This is a genomic window from Alicyclobacillus sp. ALC3, assembly GCF_028751195.1.
GTDB lineage: Bacteria > Bacillota > Bacilli > Alicyclobacillales > Alicyclobacillaceae > Alicyclobacillus_L.
The window spans coordinates 2,869,375-2,890,152 of record NZ_CP066784.1; the positions used below are offsets into that span (position 1 = coordinate 2,869,375).

General features: G+C 57.2%; 20 protein-coding genes. 9 read left to right on the forward strand and 11 right to left on the reverse strand.

Going from position 1 to position 20,778, the window contains the following annotated elements; genetic code table 11:
- The first annotated feature begins 183 nt into the window (after nt 1-183).
- Nucleotides 184-1,140: a sensor domain-containing diguanylate cyclase gene (locus JC200_RS13255; RefSeq protein WP_274432175.1), complete on the forward strand. Its 957-nt coding sequence runs from the start codon at nt 184-186 to the stop codon at nt 1,138-1,140.
- Between the two features lie 118 nt (nt 1,141-1,258).
- Here JC200_RS13255 and JC200_RS13260 read toward each other — a convergent pair whose 3' ends face one another.
- The 3 genes from JC200_RS13260 to JC200_RS13270 all read right to left on the reverse strand — a co-directional run bounded on the left by JC200_RS13260 (nt 1,259) and on the right by JC200_RS13270 (nt 4,634).
- Nucleotides 1,259-3,052, reverse strand: coding sequence for a DUF6311 domain-containing protein (locus JC200_RS13260; RefSeq protein ID WP_274432176.1), 1,794 nt, complete (start codon nt 3,050-3,052; stop codon nt 1,259-1,261).
- A gap of 363 nt (nt 3,053-3,415) precedes the next feature.
- Nucleotides 3,416-3,556: a hypothetical protein gene (locus JC200_RS13265; RefSeq protein WP_274432177.1), complete on the reverse strand. Its 141-nt coding sequence runs from the start codon at nt 3,554-3,556 to the stop codon at nt 3,416-3,418.
- A 163-nt stretch (nt 3,557-3,719) separates the two neighbouring features.
- Complete coding sequence (locus JC200_RS13270) at nt 3,720-4,634, reverse strand: YoaK family protein (protein WP_274432178.1); 915 nt, start codon at nt 4,632-4,634, stop codon at nt 3,720-3,722.
- 351 nt (nt 4,635-4,985) lie between these two features.
- On the opposite strand from JC200_RS13270, the gene JC200_RS13275 reads away from it, so the two are divergent.
- Nucleotides 4,986-5,186 carry a Flp family type IVb pilin gene (locus JC200_RS13275; RefSeq protein ID WP_274432179.1) on the forward strand — a complete coding sequence of 67 codons (201 nt, stop codon included), beginning with the start codon at nt 4,986-4,988 and terminating at the stop codon, nt 5,184-5,186.
- A 57-nt stretch (nt 5,187-5,243) separates the two neighbouring features.
- Here the strand turns inward: JC200_RS13275 and JC200_RS13280 are convergent, their stop codons facing one another.
- Nucleotides 5,244-6,467, reverse strand: a complete 1,224-nt coding sequence (locus JC200_RS13280; protein WP_274432180.1) for a radical SAM protein — start codon at nt 6,465-6,467, stop codon at nt 5,244-5,246.
- 260 nt (nt 6,468-6,727) lie between these two features.
- Between JC200_RS13280 and JC200_RS13285 the strand changes: the two genes are divergently transcribed.
- Entirely contained in the window at nt 6,728-7,309 is a 582-nt protein-coding gene (locus tag JC200_RS13285) for a hypothetical protein (RefSeq protein ID WP_274432181.1), read from the forward strand.
- 92 nt (nt 7,310-7,401) lie between these two features.
- Here JC200_RS13285 and JC200_RS13290 read toward each other — a convergent pair whose 3' ends face one another.
- Complete coding sequence (locus JC200_RS13290) at nt 7,402-8,106, reverse strand: response regulator (RefSeq protein WP_274432182.1); 705 nt, start codon at nt 8,104-8,106, stop codon at nt 7,402-7,404.
- Between the two features lie 257 nt (nt 8,107-8,363).
- Here JC200_RS13290 and JC200_RS13295 point away from each other — a divergent pair, with 257 nt between their 5' ends.
- On the forward strand, nt 8,364-8,852 hold the full coding sequence (locus tag JC200_RS13295; protein ID WP_274432183.1) for a hypothetical protein: 489 nt from the start codon (nt 8,364-8,366) through the stop codon (nt 8,850-8,852).
- Between the two features lie 86 nt (nt 8,853-8,938).
- On the opposite strand, the gene JC200_RS13300 is transcribed toward JC200_RS13295, so the two are convergent.
- Complete coding sequence (locus tag JC200_RS13300) at nt 8,939-9,886, reverse strand: ROK family protein (protein ID WP_274432184.1); 948 nt, start codon at nt 9,884-9,886, stop codon at nt 8,939-8,941.
- A gap of 574 nt (nt 9,887-10,460) precedes the next feature.
- Here JC200_RS13300 and JC200_RS13305 point away from each other — a divergent pair.
- Entirely contained in the window at nt 10,461-11,033 is a 573-nt protein-coding gene (locus JC200_RS13305) for a hypothetical protein (RefSeq protein WP_274432185.1), read from the forward strand.
- Between the two features lie 252 nt (nt 11,034-11,285).
- Nucleotides 11,286-11,579 carry a spore coat protein gene (locus JC200_RS13310; protein WP_274432187.1) on the forward strand — a complete coding sequence of 98 codons (294 nt, stop codon included), beginning with the start codon at nt 11,286-11,288 and terminating at the stop codon, nt 11,577-11,579.
- 253 nt (nt 11,580-11,832) lie between these two features.
- Here the strand turns inward: JC200_RS13310 and JC200_RS13315 are convergent, their stop codons facing one another.
- Genes JC200_RS13315 through JC200_RS13335 form a run of 5 tightly spaced genes read right to left on the reverse strand, consistent with a single transcriptional unit; the run spans nt 11,833 to nt 16,927 of the window.
- On the reverse strand, nt 11,833-12,978 hold the full coding sequence (locus JC200_RS13315; protein ID WP_274432188.1) for an NHL repeat-containing protein: 1,146 nt from the start codon (nt 12,976-12,978) through the stop codon (nt 11,833-11,835).
- Between the two features lie 29 nt (nt 12,979-13,007).
- A complete protein-coding gene (locus JC200_RS13320) occupies nt 13,008-14,096 on the reverse strand; it encodes a Kelch repeat-containing protein (protein ID WP_274432189.1) in 1,089 nt (362 codons plus the stop codon).
- A gap of 29 nt (nt 14,097-14,125) precedes the next feature.
- A complete protein-coding gene (locus JC200_RS13325; protein WP_274432190.1) occupies nt 14,126-15,697 on the reverse strand; it encodes a sensor histidine kinase in 1,572 nt (523 codons plus the stop codon).
- A 46-nt stretch (nt 15,698-15,743) separates the two neighbouring features.
- Complete coding sequence (locus tag JC200_RS13330; protein WP_274432191.1) at nt 15,744-16,427, reverse strand: response regulator transcription factor; 684 nt, start codon at nt 16,425-16,427, stop codon at nt 15,744-15,746.
- A 14-nt stretch (nt 16,428-16,441) separates the two neighbouring features.
- Nucleotides 16,442-16,927: a DUF2231 domain-containing protein gene (locus JC200_RS13335; RefSeq protein WP_274432192.1), complete on the reverse strand. Its 486-nt coding sequence runs from the start codon at nt 16,925-16,927 to the stop codon at nt 16,442-16,444.
- A gap of 386 nt (nt 16,928-17,313) precedes the next feature.
- On the opposite strand from JC200_RS13335, the gene JC200_RS13340 reads away from it, so the two are divergent.
- The 3 genes from JC200_RS13340 to JC200_RS13350 all read left to right on the forward strand — a co-directional run bounded on the left by JC200_RS13340 (nt 17,314) and on the right by JC200_RS13350 (nt 20,418).
- Nucleotides 17,314-17,823, forward strand: coding sequence for a signal peptidase II (locus JC200_RS13340; protein ID WP_274432193.1), 510 nt, complete (start codon nt 17,314-17,316; stop codon nt 17,821-17,823).
- Between the two features lie 108 nt (nt 17,824-17,931).
- Entirely contained in the window at nt 17,932-18,063 is a 132-nt protein-coding gene (locus JC200_RS13345) for a hypothetical protein (RefSeq protein ID WP_274432194.1), read from the forward strand.
- A 171-nt stretch (nt 18,064-18,234) separates the two neighbouring features.
- Nucleotides 18,235-20,418, forward strand: coding sequence for a peptidoglycan D,D-transpeptidase FtsI family protein (locus tag JC200_RS13350; protein WP_274432195.1), 2,184 nt, complete (start codon nt 18,235-18,237; stop codon nt 20,416-20,418).
- Nucleotides 20,419-20,778 lie beyond the last annotated feature (360 nt).

Consider the following 20,778-nt stretch of genomic DNA (forward strand, 5'->3'; position numbering starts at 1 on the left):
CGTCGTTGGACGCGTCTGAATCGTGTCGGTTCGTGAGGGACTCTAGCGAAATTTCCCGGAAAATAATTGACTTCCCGATGGGACTCTCGTAGGATCTATATAAAAATTTACAGCGGATTGAGTAGTTGCTGACTGAATGCGTAGTCTGTTGTCGTTTTTCGCTTGGACCTAGGGGGGAGCGAAGTGTCAAAGTTGCAGTGGGATTATCTCCCAAGGTCATTTCGTACGATGCTCGGGGACTTGAACCGTGTCTTGCGATGCTCGCAACTGTTCATTGTCCGAAGTGAAGACGGGCTGACGCGAACCATACCTCTGTACACGCAAAAGGATGACCGCCTGACTCCCACGGGAGCTTGGCTTGACGAATTGCTCGAAACAAATGCACCGCACATCCGGCCCGTCGTGGTAGCGGATGCTTCGATGTCTGCTCACAGCCGATTGCTTCTACGCTCAAACGTCGGCGCATACGTGGCTGCACCCATCATTTTGCGGGATGACCGCCTGTTCGGCTACCTGTGCGCAACGGACGACCAACCGCGGGAGTACGAACCAAGGGAAGTCGAACTTCTCGACTGGTCCGCTGGACTAGTTGCGTATTTGGTCGATGTCGACCAGGCCACAATCGTCGACCCACTGACAGGCGCGCTCAACCGCACCTTCTTACAACGGCTGAAGTCCGGACTGCACCGCGATTTTCGACCGCCGTTTGCAGTTGTTTTTATTGATCTCGACAATTTCAAGGAGATCAATGATAAATACGGCCATAACTTTGGCGACGAGGTTCTGAAGATCGTCACGCACCGGCTCAAGCGGCGCGTGCGCCTCGACGATGCGGTGATCCGCTATGGTGGTGACGAGTTCGTAGTACTCATGAGTGGCATTGCCGACCGCAAGCAGGTTGTTGGAGCTGCCGCGCGGCGGTTGCTCGACGCTGTGGAGCGGGACTATTCCATTGAAAACCAGGGCATTCGCATCAGTGCAAGTGTCGGAGTCAGTATCTGTTCAGGAGACACGGAGGACATTGATGATCTGATTCAGGCAGCAGATACTGCCATGTACGCGCAGAAGGCGAACGGCGGCAGCGGTTTTCAGGTCTCGATGCCTGAAGATGCCCACCTAATCTCCACCCGCGAGGTTTGACCGAACACAGTATAGGAGCCAGCTGGATTGGCCGCCGCGACGAGTCGAATCTACGACCTCCCGGCACGGGAGCAGTGCACTGACGGTACACGTGAGCGTGCGAGCCATACTACCCGTTCTAGTGGAGCGCCCTTGGCACAGACCATACGTAGACACCGACACTGCGGTCTATCACGGGGTGACCACAGAGTTCGGTGAGCACGGTTGCGAGTGTTGGCGGAAGCACCGTCCCCGGCGACACGGGGACAAACAACACCCACGATACATGCGTAGCATGGAAAATGTTGCGAACATAGTTCATGGTGGCGGTCTGCGACATGTTCTGAAAAGCCGCGAGGTCGTAGGGACGCACGTGGTTTTCGGTGGGATTGTTGGCCGTGTAAACGTATCCGTTCGCGACGGGGAAGCGATAGCCACCGTCGGCGAGACTCTGCAACACATCTTCTACGTCGTTCGACAGGATGAGAGTGGGGGCGGAACCAATGCGAGCGACGATTGGGCTGCCTGGCTGTAGTGCTTGCCACGAAGGCGGTGTAGCACTATGGATAGCGACAGCAGGCGCCCAAGACGCCAAAAGGAGCAATGCCGTAGCGGCGACGGCGATTGTACTACGCTTTGGAGTCCGTTTGTTGAGCAAACTTAGGGAGTCATCTGCACGGCTCCTGAGGGCTTCTTCCAAGGCTATGAACACGACCAAGACTGTGAGGACGTCCCCGTAGAACATCAGCCTGGCTGGAAGGGCTTGGCCGATCAACGGGATCTGAGCAACAAACGCCCACGGTAGGAACACGGGAGTCCGGTGCCCGTTCACGTGCAGAATAGCACCGAGCGAGAACACTGCGATCAGGACCAGCAATGGCATGGCGACACGGACGAAGGGGCGAATCCAGCCGCGCCGCGCCGCCCAAACGAGGAGGATGAGCCCAACCACTCCGATGTACCCATCCTGCTCGGAGTAATTGATTACAACGTGTGAGGTGATGGCCGTCGTCCAGGCGCTGTGTAGCGCGTAAAGCGGTGTCGGAATGAAGAATCCAAGCAAGTCGTTAGAGACTATCACTGCTGCGTAAGTTATTGGAATGATGCCGCCTTTAGGAACATTAGGACCAAAAACGAACTCGTAGAGACCAGGACCTACCAGAATGATACAGCTGATGAGCGCTGCTGCAACGAACCGCAGCGGAATGCGCCGTAGCAGTTCGCGGGTTGACTGACGGGCAAGCAGGCCGGCCAAGGCAAAACCGATAGTGACCACAAATGCACACGTGGCAGTGACTTCGACGGATGTGTAGAATTCACCCGCGAGCAGGACACCGACGCTGACCCCGATGAGAACTGCGTGACGAGGTTTCGCGCGAAGGACACGGAGGGTGAGGTAGAAGGCAGCGAGGAGCCAGGCTGTGACCGCCAGTTGGGCGTGTGCTTGCCCCTGCGCCGTCGTATAGGGCAACAACTGAAACGCAATCCCGCCGATTCCCGCCAACCACCACCGAACGCCAAACTCCCTCAAAATCAGTCCACCTAGCCATCCGCTCACAACCAGGTTGGTGAACAACAAGGCATTGTAGGCAAATGCACCGTTGACCAGATATTCAAGCGGGCCGAACAGGGCAGCGTCGGCAGGAATAGATGTATTGACCATGAGATTGAAACCGTAGGGGTAATTGAGCATGTTGGAGACGAAGGGGTTTTCGCCGCGTACAATGGCGTGCCAAAACCAACCCAAGAACCACATCGTTTGTTGCGAATCCCCGCTCCACCCAAAGATTTGAGACGCTGGGTTAAACAAGACAGGGAAAAACACGACCAAACAGACACCAAGGTAGAGCCACCCAAATCGCCGGGTAAACGAGGCGGTGGAGGTGTGCCTCCCTTCGATTCTGTTGTCCGGGGATTGTAGAGCCAGACTCACCTGCGAACTTCCTTTCCTACCCAACTTAGCACGATTATACAACGTAAAGTGTCGAAGGTTGTCTATTTCTGCAGAGAAAATCCGTATAGGTGTGCAAATCACCTTGCGAGGGTGGGAGAAGGAGCCTGTACAACGGGGCAATCGGGTACGAACTCCTCCTGTGACCGGGTCGGATGTGGTGGTTGTTGCATACCATGAAACGGCTTGGCATCGCTATGTAAAACAGAGACTGCCCCGCCAGGCACGAAAACGCCTGTTGGGACAGCTTCATGTGACGCAAGTTTTGAATTTGAGTCAGAGCGCCAGCGTACTAGTTCGAGTGCCAGTAGCAGTGAAGGCGCGGGTCTTGGCGTCTGTCTCTCCTCAGTAACCGCCCATGCCTGCTCCGCCGCCTGCGCAGGACCCGCCCATCGCTCCGCCAAACGCTGGCACGAGTAGGAAGAACAGCACGAAGATGATCAAGAAGACTACCGCCCATTGCGTGTAACCGCCGAATGCACCCATTCTGGATAACCTCCTTTAAATTCATCGTACCGTGTAGGGTATACCGGACAAGCGCCAAGCGGGTAGGCAGAGTGGACGCGTGCGGTCAAATTGGGCGGTTAACCGGGCAGAAGCGCAGTCGATCACGGGCACAAGCGCGACCGACCCCGGCTGGTAGCGGACATCATGACCTGACATTGGACATTTGGGTAAGCTGCGGTTTGGCGCGCAACTGTGAGGCAAACGAGTAGATCACTAGCGCGGAGATCAGTACGACCGGCAGCCAAATCGCATACAGGTGCCAGTGCAGGACGAGTGCGCCACAGGTCGCTGCGCCAAGGCCGTAGAACACGATATCCGTGATCCATACAGCGATGGTCGCGGGCGACGTATGCGGACCAGGCTGGGGCTTGATAGTTGACCCAGAAGGGCCTACTGGCCCTGAAGCGGCGTCGCTACCTGTTCCTGTGGGCGTCACAGGGCCACACGCGTTCCACACGAGTGACTCCATCAGGCCAGTGGTCAGACTGGTGATCACGGTCGTCGGTATACCATTCACCCCGACTCGCCGCGCCAAGGCTCCTTGCACGCCCATGCCAAAGGTCAGCAGCAAAGTGAGTAGGAGCTTAACGCCTTCGCCACCGACGGATGAGAATGCGGACGTCGGCGTGCCGATCATCCCGATTGTGCCATGTACGAATATCTTGGCCGCAGTAGCAGTTCCAAGCGCACTTGCGTGGGGCAGATGCGGCGGATTCGTCGCTGCGGCCACGGTCGCAATGACGCCAAATAGGACCAAGGCTGTCCACTGCATCAACAGCACCCGCGACACCGTCAAATTCACCCCGGTCTCGAGTCGACGATTGCGTAACCCCAACGCTCCGGTGGCCGCGCCAAGCATGAACCCGCCGAGCGCGATGACGTAGCTCATGGGTTCAAGCCCGTCGGCGTGTACTATGGCGAGACCAAGAAAGACGGTGTTTCCTGTCATCGCGGCGACCAGTACTTGCCCGAGCGCTAAAAATCCGATGGCGTCTGCGCACCCGGACACAGCGGTCATTACAAGCACGTGCACAATCCTGCTGTCGAGTTTCCCCACGTTTCTTACACGACTCCCTTCAACGCGTCATCAACGCGCAACATCTCACAGTCCATGTTCCATGGGCCAAGCGAATGCTTGGCCGTGCTTCTCCATTGTACACGATGTCATAGTTACACCTGCACGGAGATTTGTGGAATGAGGCGTCTACCAGTGTGCGCATGCAGGCCTAGGGCATAGCGGCACTTCCGATGCTCGACGAACGCGCGTGGAGCTCGGCGGCCGAACGACAACCCTGGTTGAATTCAAAACAAATGCGCGTAACATCTCGAAATAAAAGGAAAATGATGTTTTGTATCGAATGCTTTTGACAAATGCGAAAGCGATGACACAGCACGGGGTGGGGGCGCAGTGGGGCGACAGAAACATATTCCACATCTAAAATCATACTTTTTATCCGATCGAGGTCAGGGGTTTACTGAGTATGGACTAATACTTGGCGCTGTCGCTGTGGTTGCGATTGTGGTGCTCGTTGTGGTTGGCACGCAGGTTCAAGGTATGCACCAAAGGAACGCCAACGCCGTCAACCAAGTGGCGTCGAGCAAGCCCTGAGTTGCTGCCGCCGTACGGGCGGCAGCTCGACGAGTGGGGTCTCAGGGGCGGGGTCATTCAAGCCGGGTAGAGGCACGCTGGGTCTGTTGCCAGCGCATCGCCTGTATGCGCGTAAGCGCGTGATCGCGATCCGCCACAGAGGTCCTGAAACTCGCACATGCCACACCTGCCGCTGAACGCTGATGACCGAATCTGCTTCAGCAAAGGGCTTTCGCGGTAGATTGTGGACAGCGGAGTGTCGCGAATGTTGCCAAGCGGCACCGGCAGGAAGCCGGCTGGGTAAACTGTGCCGTCGTGAGCGACGAAAACGATTCCCTTGCCATCTCGTGTACCACTCGTCTGCGCGCGCGAGGGCGACCGAGCAGGGCCGAGCCGCAGCACCAGGTCTTCCGCCAGTAATCGGTACAGAGCACTGGTGTTCACAGGCGCGGCAAGTGAACTTGAAGGGTGCGCGGTTGACTGGGGTGAGTGCTCATTCCCGGTCGCTTTTTTGCGCAAGTCAGGGTAACCATTCAAGGTCTTCTGACTCGTGTCGGCTGTATCTTCTTCCGCTGCTTTGCGAGCCATGACGACGCGGCGGAAGAAGGGGGCCTCGACCGTACGGACGACCATGCCGTATTTGGACGCGTCGTAGAGAAAGTGACAGACATCCTCTGTGGAACGTGGCGGTAGTTCCGTGACGTTCTCCGAACCACGCCCCCGTCCGACTTGGATGAGGAAAAAAACCTCCCAAATCTTCACGCCGATGCCAACGAGTAGTTCGGCCACGGCGGGAAGCTCTGATACGTTTTCCTCCATGACAACCGTGTTGACTTGGACATCGAAACCGTCACTCACGAGACCGCGCAACGCGTTCACGGTCTGCTCAAAGTGGCCGGGGATGCCGCGGACACGGTCGTGGGTGGCGGCGGTCGCCCCGTCCAAGCTGATTGACACCGTTTTAACACCGACGTCTCGCATCTTCTGGCGTGCGTCAACGGTCAGACGTGGTGTGACACTTGGCGCGATGCCAATCGGGATGTGTAAAGACTTTGCGTGCTCAGCTAATCGGAACAAGTCAGGTCGCATCATGACATCGCCGCCAGTGAAGATCAGCACTGGGTATGGCTGGCCAAACGCAACAAGGCTGTCAATGAATGTTGTTGCCTCATCTGTGGATAGTTGGCCTGGGAGCGGCGTTGCCATAGCCTCGGCACGACAGTGTCGGCAAGCGAGCAGGCACGCTTTCGTCGACTCCCAAAAGACCAAAATGGGTCGCTCATCGAACTTCAATCCCGCCATGTGAATGCGCCTCCGTTTCACGTTGAGTGTAATCCACTTGGCGCACTAGCTCATGACCCATACCACCTAGTTGGCATGGGCAAGAAGGAGTAGTCCGTCTTAACTTCCTCCGAAAGTGACCCACAAATTTAGTCCTACTGGACTATGGGAATCGGTCCTATCCTCTGACGAAAAACACCTCTGTCCCGGGTAAACTAATCGTAGCAAGAGAAGTTCGAACCTATGGAACAGAAGTCGATTAGGGGAGAAGGTGATCGGTGATGAAAGCTCATCGGGGGTCCCGCTGGAGTGAGTGGACAGCTGCCGCCGATCGCACGGTCCTACGCACCATTGAACAACATGCAAACCTGATGACGGCGATTGTGGTGTTGGGACTGTGTGGTTGGGGGATTGTAACGCTGCACATCTGGTTTGTCATCGGGGTTATCGCAGTCGGCGCGGCAGCCTACTTGCTCGGCGCGACGGTGGCTCTGATTGGCGCTTTAGTCCTGACAGCTGTTGGGACACACATGGGGCCGAGTTTTAACTTGGACGTGACGACCACGCTGTTTGAACTCGTCGGGTATGCGTTGGTGGCGCGGCTCGGGTACGGCCATCGAGTGACGCACGCAACGCTGCAGAGAAAGCAGATGGAGTTCGCGTCACATCACGACCAGATGATGCCATGGCACGTTTCCAATGAAATTCGAACTTCACTCGCTGCCGTGCGGTTCCTACTGTTCCCGGTGACGGATGAACACAATGGACGTGCCGTGGAAGAGGCTGTTAAGGAACTGGCGCGGCTGGAGAATATCTTTCAACAACTCGAGGATGAGCGGCTTCACGCGTCCGACACTCAGTGACGGAGAAACCGCTCGGTGGAGGAACCCATAGTAACGTCGCGTCGATGGACGATAGGTCATATGCAGCGAGCTGAGTTTACGAATCGTTGCGCTTACGGCTTGCCACTCGTGCTTTCATCGGTATAACCTTCACGCAGCGCGTATGCCGCGGCCTGCACGCGGTTCGTCAAGTGCAACTTTTCTAGGATATTGCGGACGTGGTTGCGAACCGTATTCTCACTGATGTAAAGAATCTGGGCGATTTCGCGATTTGTCGCACCTGTACTGAGTTTACGTAGCACGTCAAGTTCACGGTCCGTGAGCGCATCGACATCTGGCTTCGTGGAAGCAGGTTTTGGCTTTGAAAACTCAGTGATGATCTGCACTGCCAAGTCACTCGGAATCACCGGTTCACCGTTGTGTACGCGGACAATACTTTCGATCACGGTCTTTGGATTAGCGTTTTTTAAGACATATCCAGAGGCACCGCATTTCACGGCTTCGAATAAGGACTCTTCTGTGCTGGAAACAGTCAGAATCAGAACTTGTACGTTTGGATGCTGCGCTTTAATCACACGGGTGGCTTCGAGGCCAGAGCACACTGGCATATTGATGTCCATCAGGATGACATCCGGTTCTCTCGAGTTACAAAAGTCGATGGCTACCTGACCGTTTCCGGCTTGGCCGATGACCTCGATGTCAGTCGAACTGCCAAGAATAGCGCTGACGCCCTGCCGAAACAATTCGTGATCGTCGCAGAGCAGGACGGAAATTTTTGCCGTTAACTGTGTCTCCTCGTTGTTCGACGCTTCAGTCACTTCTACATCCCCCCAGAAGAACCTGTTCCTTAGGATGATGATAGCGCACCTGGCTGTGTCTGCGCACTATAGAAAAATCCGGACTCCCTTTGCGTTATAAAAACTAACATATTAAATTAGTTATGAGTGTAAAATTGGCTAATTTCATTTCAATTGTGTTATATTATCTAACATTATATATTGACTGAGGAGAATAACTGACATAAATTCAAACCATTCAGCGCTCAATTGATGACTTCATCGCGGGGGTGGAGCACATGCAGAAAATTGTTTGGTTGCCGGAAGACATTGAGCGGTTGCGGGAGGTCGTGGCGGAGGCTACGCGTCAGGGGCGGACACGGGAAGATGCGTTTAAACAGTTTGCGCAGGAGAACGGGATCAAGTCAGTGAACGCCGTCCGCTACCAGTGGATTACGGCTGGTTGTGCAGTGGTAGGCTCAGCGGGTGATTCCGACTCTGGCGCTCTAGACCCGAGCACTCCGACGCGGGATGAGGACATCCTCGATGTACTGCGGGAGAACGCCGCTCTGAAATCGGAGTTGAAACGACTGCGTTTGCTCGTCAGCACCTTGAGGCGACGAAACACTGGACTTCGGCGCGAGAGCCGGCAACTTGTCGACGCTGTGCACGCTATCCTCCAAGTAGCTCCGCACTCGACCAGCCCCGTACTTGTGATCCAAACCGGCGGTGGCCGTCATACGGAACGTCTAGCTCGACTGCTCAGCACACCGGTGCGGGAGGGTTAGTCACGAGCCGTCCATATGGACCAGGGATGGGATGCTGGGTGTCTATTTCAGTCGCGCGGTGCCTGAAGCGAGTCCGTTGCGGTGGTTTAATGCGGTGGTTTAATGCGTGACCGTGCGGCTAACGCAAGCGCACCAACGAGCCCTGACAGGTCACCGAGCCCTGGCGGGACAATGAAGGCGTCGCTGGGCTTTTCAGGACTATGCTGCTTAGGGAGAGCGTTCCCGTTGAGCGAAGCATTGACGGAAGAGTTCGTGTTTGCGGAGCTTGGCAACTCGATGTACCCGGCGAGGTACTCCCTCACTCTATCGCGCACCTTGTCGTACAGCTGTGCTTGGTGCATCACGCCTCCGCCGAGGATTACGCGCTTGGTCGACAGCACAAGCGTCAGATTGACGACCATCTGCGCGAGGTAGTCCGCTTCCATGTCCCAGGCCGGGTGGTCAGCTTCGAGGGCGCTCCCCTTACTGCCCCACCGCAACTCGACAGCCGGCCCTGACGCTAGCCCTTCCAGACAATCGCGATGGTATGGGCAACCACCTGCAAATGAATCCTGCGGATTCCGCCGTACTAACATGTGTCCGATTTCCGGGTGCAACAGGCCGTGCACGAGGTTCCCGCCAGCCAGTACTCCGCCGCCGATCCCGGTTCCAATCGTCACATACACACAGTCCGAGAGTCCAGCTGCCGCACCGTACATGGCTTCACCCAGTACAGCCGCGTTGACATCTGTTTCGATCACGACCGGGCAGCCAACTTGCGCAAACGCCCGTGGCCACTCAAATCCCTTCCACGGGGTCTTTGGCGTGTTGAGGATGGCGCCGTAGTTGGGGCGGTCGGGATCAACCTGAATCGGTCCAAAAGACCCGACACCGATGGCTTCTACCTGCTGGGACAGAAAGTAGTCCAAGATGGGGGGGATGGTTTCCTCGGGACTAGTTGTTGCCACGGATTTCATTTCGAGTACTGTCCCGGTCTCGTCTCCGATTCCGAACACCATCTTCGTTCCGCCTGCTTCGACCCCACCCAGTCTCATCGGACACACCTCATATTCCTAGTCCCACAGGGAGTTCCCGTGAGTAATCCGTGATTCTAGTGCGACTGACTGTGTTCGATACTTTCATAGCACGCAAGTGGCGCTACCTATCACGTGTCACGTGTGGTTTCGTGCAAGTAATTCTATCACAAGTGAGTCGGTTCGAACGGACTGCTGCACGGACGGTCTCGGACTGCTGCACGGACTGCTGCACAGGAATAAAGCTGATGCAGCGATGACACATTATCAGAACAGGCTCTCAGCACTGAGAGGTCTTTGAGTAGCCAAAAGCGGTAACGCGCGAACGGAAAAAATGTCGCTGCAGCGCAAAAATCAGGCCCGTAGCGACATTTTCGACACTTCAGCGGACGCGACAGGCCCATCAGCAGTCGATTAACGACGCTGGCGTCGTTACCGCTCGGGGTTTGTGTGTTTGCGGCCCTCGCGAACGCTGTTCGGCCAAGGCCCGCTATGGGGCGTGTTAGGGCTCGCTCCGCGAACTTAACATTCGTGGCCGACACTCGCCGGCAAAGTTAGATTGGCATTTCACTGAGATAAGAGAGGGGGGAGCGCGGTGCGCATGCGTCCCATCGGCACGGCTCTCGCGTTGGTTGTGAGCCTCACGCTCACGGGTTGCACGCAGACAGCGGGGGCGTCGAAGGTGATGGTAGTCAACGCGATCGACTCACACGTGAGTAACCGGGCGACGGCACCGTCCACAGCTGCGGGATTTGCGGTACCACATGTCCCGGGTGCTTCGGGTGCTTCGGGACAGCGGGCATTCCACGCAACCGCTGTTGGCATGGGTGGACCGTTCGCGGTGACGTCAGGTAGCGCACATGTGGGGACAACGTACGCGCGGATGTTGTTGCGCCCCGGTGGCCTACCGGGATCTCGTCTAAGTGGGGACGCCACGTTCGTACTGTCAAGCAAAACTCACGACCTTACCGTCACACTTCGCTTGTCTGGGCTCGTTCCCGGAGTGCGGTACCGCGCTGCTATTACCGACCCTTCGGGGCGAGTGCTCAGCAATTTGGCTCCGGTTGCGGCCGCCCGTGGCAAACCTGACCAGGGCTCCTCAGTCACACTGATTCGCCATGTGGTCGTGATTCAACCGTCCTGGCGAGTCGTGATCGACCAAGTGTGAGTGGAGAAACGGATGCGGATTGTCCAAATTCGTATGTGAAGTTGCCCGCGTGTGGGCGAAACCCACGGGTGCGGCGACGTCGAGCATAAGGTTAGACAGGCGGGCGGAGGAGATTGTTGATGACCAAAGTTGGATAGGCGACACATCGAGGACCTGCAGCGGCTGTTGTCGGGCGTGGCGGTTAGCGTGACACAGTAAGGCCACGGGGGTGAGCGTGGAGGCCGGCTTTAGGCAGCAAAGGAGGGAAAGGACATGAATCCAATCATTGAGAGGTTGACGGGGCCGGCTGCGCTGACGGACGAGATCATCGTGACCGACTTACTGATGGCGGCAAAGACTGGCGTTCGCACCTACGCGCGGGCCTTGACCGAAACGGCAACACCTGCGGTCCGCGAGACTTTGCACAGGCATTTGGATGACGCTATCGCGGCACACGGGCAGATTTTTCAGTACATGCTCGACATGGAGTGGTACGACGCGTACGTCGTGTCGAAGCAGGTGGAGCTAGACATCCAAAACGCTCAGACCGCACTGGGGTTGCAGTAGGGCGCCGGGGGGTGCCGCGGCACCACGGAGATGACGCGTCCAGGCGTCCAGAAGGACTCGTAACGGAGGATCACGGTCGTCGGCAGCCGCGGACTTGGGCTTGGGATGGTCTTGGACGGCTGCAACCGGCCCGTTGCTTACGTCGATAAGGAAAATGTCGCTCCCGGCCCATGCGAGGGCGGAGCGACATTTTTGGCCTTCTCAGGACGTACAGCGGCGATGCAATCGTTGCGAGTTGCTCATCGACGCGAACTTAAATTGGCACGTGCCAGGAGAGCGGGATGAAGTCGAGGCCATCGGGATCGTTCAGATAACCCGTCTTCGAGCTAGCGACACCTTTGACACCGTACTGCCAGACGATTTTGCCGGTCTTCGGGTCGATGATGACGATGCGGTCGTTGAAGTCGTCATTCAAGACAATGTCGCCGTTTGGCAGCGGCATTGCAAGCGATGGGCTGTTCAGCGCGCCAGGGCCGGACGTCTGGTAGTAGTTGAAGACCACTTTACCCTGCGGTGTCACTTCAATGACGCGCCCCGGCGTGCTGTAGTCTGCGACGAGGAGGTTGCCGTTTGGAAGTAACTGCGTGTCGGATGGGTACGCGACAAGCGGGAGGTTCACGCTATAGCGCATCGTACCGTTCGGGTTAATGTAGTCGGCGTAGCCTTGGCCCGTGTAGCCCGAGCCGATCTCGGTGACGAGAGTACCGCCATTTGGCAGCGGGGTGTCGCCGTTTGGCGCTTCGAATGACTTCGGCGGGTTGTGGTAGCGATAGCCGGTGATGCCGTACTGTTTGACAATCTTGTTCGTCTTCGGGTTGATGAACAGGATGCGCTGGTTCTTGATGTCGGCGACGCTGACCAGGCCGTTTGGCAGCATGTAGGCGTCGTCAGGTGTATTCAGGTAGCCAGGTTGTGAGCCGGCGACACCCGGGTGTCCGTACGTCCAGACGATTTTTTTCGTTCTGATGTCGATGAGTGCGATCACGTTGTTGTTCTCTTCGTTGATGATAATGTGCCTGTGATCAGGTGTGATGAACGAGTCGTCCGGCCCGAGCGAGTTGACACCAAACACGCCACCTGGATTGATCGTCATCTGCCACAGCACTTTCTTCTGCGGATTGACGATGAGGAGACGGTCGTTGCCGCGATCGGCGATGAGCAAGTCACCCGGCAGTGGACCCTTCGGGACGGCGACGGGCTTTGTGTTGTTGGCGCCTGCGGAGTTCGATTTCGCTGCGTTCGACCCATTGGCACTGCCCGTCTTGTTCGAGTGGGTTGCGTTGGTCGAGCTGGTGTTCAACCCGGTGCTGCCAGAGGGTGCCTGGCCGCAGGCGACGAGTCCGATGCAAGCTGCGACGGTGGTGAGCGCGAGAAGGGGGCGACTCCAACGGTTTTTCATAACTTGGCCTCCAGTGGTGCGAAAAATTCTTACAGACTCAACTTCCACGCGGCGTTTGTCGCCTGTGTGTAGCTCGCGGTGGGCTCGCCTCCGGTTATGTAGCCGGTGTTGCCAGACTGCGCATAGCCCATGTCTGCGAGCGGCGACGGCAATTGACCGATGACCTGGACTTGCTTTGTCACCAGGTCGATCCCGTAAATTGTCGTGCTTGGCTGCCCGTTCGCGAGTAAGCCGCCCGCGACAAGCAGGTAGCGACTGCCGACGTGAAACGCTGCGGCTTTCTGCAATGCGTGCGGCAAGTGCGCAATCAGTTGGACACCGTGGCTTGGTGACCACAGGTACACAGTGTTTGTAATAGATCCGCTAGTTGTCAACCCCCCAGCGTACGCGACAGAATTGCCTAGTGCCGTCGCGGCGATGTAGCGCAGCCCGACGGGCATGGTAAACACGTCCTGCAACGTGAGACCGCTGCTGCCAACACTTGCGAAGCGGACGGTACGGTTAAAAGCCTGTCCATTGTACCCGCCAACTATGAGTAGACCGCTCTGTCCTTGCCAACGATAGGGCACGGCGGTTGCGTCAGACAGGTAGTCCGGCAGGGTGCCAGCGGAGGATACCTGGCCGTGGGAAACTTTTGTGATGGAGTTGTAAGAGGCGTTCTGGCCGCCGCCGAACACGTACAAGGCGGATCCGATGTAGCCTGCCGCGGCGTCGTGTGTCGGTTGTGGCAGGTTGGCGAGCACCACGGGGGCACCAGTCGGGTTGACGCGGACGACGCCAGTGAGCGAATACGCGCCTGTGTAGCCGCCGGAGATGACCGGGTTGCCGGCGGGATCGATAGCCAGGGCATCGCCGAGCATGTCGACGGGCAGGGTGTGCAGCGCTGTGAAGTGGACGGTGGGCCAGACGGGGGCCGTCGATGTGGCGGCGCCGGATTTCTTCGCCCCGCCACTGGCCGTCGATGCGCCATTAGACTTCCCGCTCTGACTGGTGTTGGTGGCCGCAGTGCCCGTTGTGTTGTTCGGGAAGACGGCCTGCCCACAACCGGACAACATGCCGGCGAAGGTGAGGGTGGTGAGCGACAAGAGAGAGGTTTTCAGCAAGGTGCCAGGTTTCATGTGGCAACCTCCTTCGTGTCATGGTCTACTTACAGTTTTGCTGTCGGGCGGCGCGGTACGACGACTGTAAACGTCGTCCCGACGCCCACGGTGCTTGCGACTTCAATGGTGCCGCCGTGCGCCTCGGCAAACCCTTTCGCAATCGCGAGGCCAAGACCCATGCCGCCAGTGGTGCGTGAGCGGTTGTTGTCTGCCCGGTAGAAGCGGTCGAACACGTGCGGTAGGTGCTCGGGCGCGATTCCTGGACCCGTATCAGAAACGGCGACGGTGACAGTGTTTGCGGCGGATGAGAGAGTGACGGTCACGCGGCCGCCGCTCGGTGTATGTGTGAGCGCGTTGTCGACTAGGTTTACCAAGACCTGCGTCATGCGGTGCGGGTCGCCGAGAATTTCTCCAGCGGGCTTGTCCAGGTCAGCGCTGTCCTCTACGTGCATAGCGAGATCGACCTGGCGAGACTCGGCTTCGAGTGAAAAGTTCTCGACCACGCGCTGCACGATGTCCGTGAGGTCGGTCCGCTGACGATTCAGCGTCAACTGGCCTGCGTCTGCCAAGGAAAGTTGATGCAGGTCCTCAACGAGCCCGGACAGGCGGATGACTTCGTCGAGCATCGGCACAAACGTTTCAGGCGAGGCGCTCTTCAGGCCTTGCTGAACAAGTTCGAGCTGACCCTCGAGAATTGTCAGCGGGGTCCGCAACTCGTGCGCGACGTCGGCGACCAACTGTTTGCGCACGTGTTCGCCTGTCCGCAGTTGATCTCGCATTTGGTGAAAGGCCTTCGCCAGTTGCCCGACTTCGTCGCGGCCGCTGATGTTCACTGGTACATCCCAGTCACCGCGGCCCATCTGCAGAATCGCTTGGGACAGGCGGTGCAGCGGGCTGGTGAGGCGCCTCGAGAGAAAGTAGCCGAGTGTGAGCGCAACGGCAGTCGCGAGGAGCATCCCCCAGACAATTGCGAACGTCATTGAGCGCATGACTTGGCTCTCCATGCCGAGCAAACCGCCCGGGCCGCTGTCGCCGATGTAAAGCGTTCCAGAAAACTGGTTGCCAATCTTGAGCGGGTAGCTGACCATGTGGACTGAATCGGCGTCGGCACTCTTCTTAGTGGCAGGGGTATCACTGTCGCCGCTGGTTACGTCGAGCACCTTGTGGCCGTTTGAGTCCACGATGACCAGACGGCTTACCTGTTCGTCCTGGTCAGCTGACTTGCTGTTTGTCGCAGGGTGGGCGCTCTGAACTGTCGGACCATCGGGAGGGGTGACGCCAGACCCGGATACAAACCCATTCCCGCTCACTTGAGCCCCCTTCGTAGCGCTTGCAGAGGGGCCCAAGTTAGCGACGGTTCCATCTGTGTGGTCCTCGCTGGAGCTTTGTTCCCGCAGCAAATCCTGCAAGAGCGGCGCGGTTTGGTTCCAACTGTTGCCGCTGCTTGTGTAGTAGAAGCGGATGACGCGTGCCCACTGCGCGGCTTCCTCTGACTCTGCAGTGGTCGCGTACTGGCGGAACTGGTGCACGAGGTAGCCGCGCGACAACGTGAAAAAGGCGCCTGCCATCAGCAGGACCAAGAGTGCCATCGATGCCAAAAGTTTTGTGCGAACCGTCACCGTGTTCACCCGCTCGCCTGTCCTGAGTCCGCTTGCGCTTTGCCGCTTAGCCCTCGCCAAACCGGTACCCGACACCGTACACAGTCTGGACGATGCGAGGGTCTGCCGGGTCGTCTTCCATTTTCCTGCGCAGGTGACTGATGTGTGTGTCTACTGTGCGCTCGTACTGCAAGTAGTCCGTGCCCATGGCTGCTCGTGAGAGCTGTAGTCGACTGTATATCACGCCCGGCCGCTCGGCTAGCGTCAACAAGATTTTAAACTCGGTCGGGGTCAACTGGATTTCTTGGTCGTTTCGCCAGACCTTAAACCGTTCGACGTCAATCGTCACGTCGCCGCGCCGCAAAACCTGTGGTTCTTCCTGCGTGTCTTGTGCACGCCGGAGCACGGCGCGCACCCTAGCCGTCAATTCGCGCAGACCGAAAGGCTTGACCAAGTAGTCGTCGGCGCCAATCTCGAGGCCGACGACGCGGTCGGCTTCATCGGAACGAGCTGTCAGCAGGATAATGGCGACCTTGGAATCCTTGCGCAGTTCCCGGCAGACGTCAAGTCCAGAAATTTCAGGGAGCATCCAGTCCAGGACAATCAGGTCCGGATCCCACTCTTTCGCCAGAACGAGCGCCCGTTTTCCGTCGACTGCGGTGCGCACCTGAAAGCCTTCCCGTTCCAAAAACGGTTGAATCACATCGAGTACTTTTCGTTCGTCATCGACGACCAGAATTCTTTGTGCCACGGAATGCACCTCCGTCAAGGCGAGACTGAAGATGTCGCGTTGCTCGCCGCTGCTACGTGAACGCCAAGGCCATGGTCGTACACCATCGATCCGCCGATAAACCCAGTCACACTGACCATCGCCATCGCACCAAGTGTCACGATAAAGGAGAGGAAAGACACATTTTGCAACCTCGCCAAGAACACTTGCAAGCCAAACGAGATCACAAGAAGTACTCCGGTCAGTTCTCCGTCACGCTTGTGAATTGCGAGTGTTCCCGCCACACCGTTCGCCTGCGGATTCACGTAGAATTCACTAATGACCCCGGCAACTCCGGCTGCGATGGTCGCGATGATCGAGAGAATCAGCAGCATAAAGTAGAGTTTCGAAAAAAAGTTGTCTCTACGCCAGAATAGGCCGATGAAACCTGCGAGTCCCGTCAAGTAAATGATGGCGATTGTAAAGTGAATCACCATTGGGTGAATCGTCGGAGGGAACAGGTGATAAAGAGTCGCGAGCAAGTTAATCTCCCACCTCATGCTGAGTTTGACGTGCCTTGTGTTCTGAGTCGAGACGACACGAGACTAGTCGTCTGGAGTCGAATCGAGTCGCAAGACAGGCAATGATACTTTCAAAGAGCAAGCATACTCGACTGCCGATTCGTTCGGGTGAACAAACATTGGACAATCCATGGAAAAGTTATGGAGGCTCCATGGCTGGGAATGAAGTCGAAAAGCAACGGGTGTTCGCTACCGCATGTCCTGTGTTATGTTCATTCTAAGGGATAAACAGGCTAGGTCCAACTACGGGAGCAATGCGACATCCTCTGAACTGACTGTTTCTGGTGCAAACGCGATGGTGACGGACTCCGGAACGATGACAGTGTCGCAGAAACGAGGTCTGTGAATTGTGGAAGGTCATAAGGCAGACGGCTGCGTACCGATGGATTGGACTGGCCGTTGCCTGTATCGTGTTTGGTGTTGACCGGACGTTAAAAATCCTGACGAACCAGGGTCGCCTGCACGGCACGTTTGGCCCGCTCCAGCTGATCCCGTTGCACAACACCGGCGCAATGGGGGGCTCGTTTGCCCACGCCACGCTGTTGCTTGGTTTGATTGGCCTTGTCGTCGTCGGTGGACTGCTTGTGCTGTTCGTGCGTTATCGCCCGCGGGCTACGCGCTCGCTGTACGGTGTGGCGTGGGGGTTTTTGTTCGGGGCTGCGGTCGGCAATACGTACGGGCGCATCGTCAACGGATACGTCACTGACATGTTTCACTTCCCAGGCAATCACGGTATTTTTAACTTTGCAGATGTATCGCTGCAGCTTGGCATCGTGCTGTTGCTGATACACGTCTTTTTTGGACAGCCAAAGGCTGTCGACGAGAAGCGGGAGTACCAGGAGCGTAAGAGCGGCTAAAGTTGGGCTATCACCCAAATGTGCGCTTAGTACGGGGCAAATACCGCCCCCGCAGCGCAGACGCGTACATATTTTGCAGCATGCCAGTGAGAAGGGAGTGCATGCAGAATGTACGGTGGAACATTTGGTGGCTACACCCGTTGGGCGGTCGTGTTTTTGATCATCTTCGTCCTGTTCTTCCTGCTCGTGCCGGGCTACTATGGCGGCGGAAGCTGTGCCGGAGGCGCAGTCGGTTATTGATCGACCCCCAAAGTGTGCAGGTGGACCGGCAACCGGTTCACCCGCACACGCTTGCCCCTCGATGATTTCCTCAAACTCCCTCTCTAGATAAAACAGCTTTCGATGGAAGTGGAATAGTATACTAGACTGCGTATGACCACGACTTCGGAAGAGATGCGAGGGGGGTCCGCGATGAAGCGGCGGCTTCGTCCGCGCTCCGGCGGCAGACGGTTATTTAAGCGCAACACTGCGAGAAGGATGCGAGCGCGCTCGGTCGAAAAGGCGAAACTTGAGAAGCAGCGTCGAAACCTGCAAGTATTTCGGTCGAGCACCGTGTTTGTGACGGTGTTCGTCGCGATGTCTGCTTTGGTGTTTCGACTTGGCTACATTCAGATCACGAAAGGCAGCGCCTTTCGTGCGAGTCAAAACGTGACGACTGTCCAGCGGATTCCAATCATCCCCGCCCGCGGACGCATCTACGACTCGACTGGGCAGTTGTTAGCGTACGATCAGCCGAGTTACAGCGTGTACTTTACACGCATTCAGAAGATCAACACGACGAATTCGGAAATCCAGAGCATGGCGACCCTGCTTGCGCCGCAGTTTCATCAGACAACAGCACAGGTAGTGCAGTTACTAAAGTCACAACAGCAGTATTCCACCATCACATTATTCAAGAATGTCACCGAGGCACAGTTGACGTTCGTGACTGAGCACCAGGGTAACCTGCCAGGTCTGAGCGTGCAGCTAGACAGTCAGCGGACATATCCGTATGGCGATCTGCTTGGACAGGTACTCGGTTATGTAGGGCCGATTACGCCTCAGAACGTCACCTACTACCTCAATCATGGATATATGGAGAATCAACAGGTTGGGGTTGCCGGCCTCGAGTTGCAGTATGAAAACCTGTTGCGCGGCAAAAACGGGTATCAAGAGGAGCAGTATAGCCTGACCAGTGCCGCGGCAACGCATGTTGGCACAGTTCCGCCCGTCGCTGGCAACAACCTTCAGTTGACGATTAACGGACGCGTGCAAGCCGTGACCCAGCAGCTGATGATGACGACGATTCAGAACTACGACCGACAAAACAACATCAAGATTCCGACGGCGGCCGCCGTGATGATGAACGTGCACACTGGCGCCATCCTCGCGATGGTCAGCTACCCGTACATGGACCCGAATTGGTTTGTACCTGGGAACAACTTCACAGCGCACGCGCAGTATCTGTCAACGTCCGGGGCGGAACAGAACAGTGCGATCCAAATGGCACTCCCGCCAGGGTCAACGGCAAAGCCGAGCAACCTAATTACAGCGCTCGACTACGGCATCGTCACGCCAAACACGACGTTTAACGACAACGCCCCGTACCAGATGATTGGTACGTACCTGATGCACGAGGACGCCAACTACGGTATTGTCAACGACGTCACGGCGCTCGCGGTGTCTGACGACCGCTTTTTCTACAACGTCGGGCTCAATTTTGGCAAGTGGCTTGGCAGTACGACGACCAACGGCGGTTATCCGATGGGCGGCCACTTGCAGAAGTGGCGCGACACGTACTTCATCCGCGGATTGACCGACATTGCGGCGGGAGAACTGCGGTTTGGGCTCGGGCGGATAACGGGCATCGACTTGCCGGGCGAAGTGGCGGGCGCTTTTTACATCGAAGACCAGCAGCAAAACAGCTCTAAGACTGTGCTGTTGACGCAGCAAGATATTGTAAACATTCGCGCGCAATTGAAGAAGACGGGGTCATACACGAACTACGGTTCTCCATACGACTTGGCGGCTATGGCGTTCGGCCAGGGGCAGCAGTTCACGCCGATTGAGCTCGCTCAGTATGTATCGACGATCGCGAACGGTGGCAAACGTCTGACCCCGCACCTGCTTGAGGCGATTTACCCGCCGGGTCTGCACCAGACCCTCGCTGGACAAACGCCGGTCAAGGTCATCCCGACACAGGTTCAGGCCAATCTTCATCTCAACCCGACCTACCTGAACTTGGACCACCAGGGCATGTATCAAGCGGCTCACTATCCGCTCGGTACCGTCTACGGCGGATTTGTCGGCGCACATTACGCCGTGGCTGGTAAGACGGGAACGGCCGGGATCTACCTGCCAGGCATCGGCAAAACCAACAACTCGGTGTTCATCGGTTTTGCACCGTACAACAACCCGCAGATCGCGGTGGCCATCATGGTCCCGGGCGCCGGCTATGGCGCCACAACTGCTGTGCCGCTCGGCCGCCAGATGATGGACGCCTACTTCAACAGCGTGCACGCGAGCTTCATGCCGAAGAGCGGCTGGACGAACCAAAATGTGCCGTCAAACTGGACAACGATGCCCGCCTACACGCAAGTGGAGCAGGCGAAGTAGGGCGCGGCGACGGGGCGACGGGGCGACGGGGCGACGGCAGTCCGGTGACGTCGAGCACCACAGGCGCAGCGGGGGACGGATGGCGCCAAGATGGCGGTATGACCGTCGCGATCGCGTTGGGTAGCGCCAGAATGACGTTATAGTCACGCACATTGCGCCATATTGGCGGTATCAGGTCCGGCTGGACCTCAATAGCGCCAAATTGGCCGCGTGAGGGTGTTGACGTGCTGCTGATAGCGTCAAATTGGCGCAAAGACGGTGAATAGCGCCAATATGGCCGCGTGAGGGTGTTGACGTGCTGTCGATAGCGCCAAATTGGCGAAAAGACGGTGAATAGCGCCAATATGGCGCAAAGCGAGC

Bases quoted from the DNA above. Each gene is read 5' to 3' on its own strand.
- JC200_RS13265 (WP_274432177.1), bottom strand. From the start codon at position 3,556: ATGGGTGCATTCGGCGGTTACACGCAATGGGCGGTAGTCTTCTTGATC.
- JC200_RS13280 (WP_274432180.1), bottom strand. From the start codon at position 6,467: ATGGCGGGATTGAAGTTCGATGAGCGACCCATTTTGGTCTTTTGGGAG.
- JC200_RS13285 (WP_274432181.1), top strand. From the start codon at position 6,728: ATGAAAGCTCATCGGGGGTCCCGCTGGAGTGAGTGGACAGCTGCCGCC.
- JC200_RS13295 (WP_274432183.1), top strand. From the start codon at position 8,364: ATGCAGAAAATTGTTTGGTTGCCGGAAGACATTGAGCGGTTGCGGGAG.
- JC200_RS13300 (WP_274432184.1), bottom strand. From the start codon at position 9,886: ATGAGACTGGGTGGGGTCGAAGCAGGCGGAACGAAGATGGTGTTCGGA.
- JC200_RS13310 (WP_274432187.1), top strand. From the start codon at position 11,286: ATGAATCCAATCATTGAGAGGTTGACGGGGCCGGCTGCGCTGACGGAC.
- JC200_RS13315 (WP_274432188.1), bottom strand. From the start codon at position 12,978: ATGAAAAACCGTTGGAGTCGCCCCCTTCTCGCGCTCACCACCGTCGCA.
- JC200_RS13320 (WP_274432189.1), bottom strand. From the start codon at position 14,096: ATGAAACCTGGCACCTTGCTGAAAACCTCTCTCTTGTCGCTCACCACC.
- JC200_RS13345 (WP_274432194.1), top strand. From the start codon at position 17,932: ATGTACGGTGGAACATTTGGTGGCTACACCCGTTGGGCGGTCGTGTTT.
- JC200_RS13350 (WP_274432195.1), top strand. From the start codon at position 18,235: ATGAAGCGGCGGCTTCGTCCGCGCTCCGGCGGCAGACGGTTATTTAAG.